This is a genomic window from Acinetobacter sp. ANC_7635, from assembly GCF_056779945.1.
In genome coordinates this window covers 1-237 of sequence record NZ_JBWYIS010000058.1, presented here as the reverse complement: position 1 = coordinate 237, position 237 = coordinate 1, and the positions used below count along the sequence as shown (strand labels likewise).

General features: G+C 48.5%; 1 protein-coding gene. It reads right to left on the bottom strand.

Annotation, left to right across the window (positions count from 1 at the left end; all coding sequences use genetic code 11):
• Window positions 1-237: GA-like domain-containing protein (locus tag AC1M89_RS14875; protein WP_481614413.1), on the bottom strand; the 237-nt coding region annotated here is incomplete at both ends.

Below are 237 nucleotides of genomic sequence, written 5' to 3'. Positions count from 1 at the left end.
TCATTTAAACGACCTTGTAGCGCATCTTTTTCTGCTTGTACTGCCTCAGGTAACGCTGTCACTTTTGTTTGTGCTTCTGTTTTCGCAGCAAGTGCATCATCACGTGCTTGAGTCAATGCAGTAAGTTCTGTTGGCGTGATGAGGCCATTGGCATTTGCATCGATCAGCGCTTGTTCTGCCGCAGCGTATGCTGCTTCTGCTGCCTCTACTGCTGCTTCGGCATCTGCCAATACTTGT